Annotated in this window: 1 protein-coding gene; it reads left to right on the forward strand. The window is 77.1% G+C overall.

Annotated features, from left to right (window positions below; all coding sequences use genetic code 11):
- Positions 1 to 61: 61 nt before the first annotated feature.
- A partial coding sequence (locus tag D8M35_RS16215) for an oxygenase MpaB family protein (RefSeq protein ID WP_161972703.1) occupies positions 62 to 812 on the forward strand: 751 nt, incomplete at its 3' end.

The raw sequence follows: 812 nt of genomic DNA on the forward strand, positions 1-812 counted from the left end.
TCGCAGCCCTGTCCACGGACACCGCAGCGCTGCGGCGTGCACGGCGATCCGGGTCACGTCCGTGACGCGACGGCCGGGAGGCCCGACCCACCCCCGCCCCGCCGGCCACAGCGACCGGACGGCGGGCGGACGCGGTGCGACGGGCGGGCCACGGGCCTCCCGTCCGGCACACGGTCACGTCGCCGACCGCGACCTGCGTCGGTGGCTGGCGGACAGCACGCCCGTCGCGGCCGGCGGCCGCGCCATCCTGCTGCAGATCGCGGACCCGGTCGTCGCGGCGGGCGTCCGACGGCACTCCGACTTCGCGCGCCGACCGCAGCAGCGGCTGGCCCACACCCTGATGTTCGTCTACGCCGTCGTGATCGGGACCGAGGCCGACGCTGCCGTGGCGACCGCGTTCGTGGACCGGGCGCACCGACCCGTCGCCGGCGCCGACGAGGTCGACCGGCAGCGGTGGGTGGCCGCGACGCTGTTCGACTCCGCACGGCGGGCGCACGAGCTGTTCGGCGACCCCCTGTCGCCCGACGACGCCGAGCGTGTCCTGGCGGCCTACGCCCCGATCGCGACGTCCCTGCGCGTGCCGGCCGACGGCTGGTTCGACTCGGTGGCCGCGTTCGACGCGTACTGGGAGCGGACCCTGCCGTCCCTGCGCGTGACCGACGACGCCCGGGGCATCGTGCGCGACCTCCTGCACCCCCGCTTCGCACCGCTGTGGGTGCGCGCCGCGATGCCGCTCGTGCGGATCGTCACCGTCGGCATGCTGCCGGACGCGCTGCGGACCGCGTACGGCTTCCCCTGGGGGCCGCGCGGGG

Source organism: Curtobacterium sp. HSID17257, from assembly GCF_003989515.1.
In the GTDB taxonomy this organism is placed as follows: domain Bacteria; phylum Actinomycetota; class Actinomycetes; order Actinomycetales; family Microbacteriaceae; genus Curtobacterium.